1 protein-coding gene is annotated in these 234 nt (G+C 75.2%); it reads left to right on the top strand.

All coding sequences use genetic code 11. The annotated features are described in order from the left end of the window. Nucleotides 1-234 (top strand): hypothetical protein (locus tag ACZ2XM_RS15705; protein ID WP_490619046.1); only part of this gene is annotated, 234 nt, incomplete at both ends.

The raw sequence follows: 234 nt of genomic DNA, 5'->3' as shown, positions 1-234 counted from the left end.
CGACGTGGACGCGCAGCGCCTCGCCGGGGCCGCGACCGCGGATCACGTGATCGAGACCGTCGCCGCCGCCAGCGGCATCGACGCCGACGTGCTGCGGTCCTCCAGCGCCGTCTTCAGCGACGACGCCGTCGCCGAGCACCTCTTCTCCGTCTCCAGCGGCCTCGAGTCCGTCGTAGTCGGCGAGGGCGAGATCGCCGGGCAGGTGCGCCGCGCGCTGCAGGCGGCCCGCACCTC

The sequence above is a fragment of the Psychrobacter sp. CoH-33_TS_01 genome, from assembly GCF_058189395.1.
This window is presented reverse-complemented; position numbering and strand designations above follow the sequence as displayed.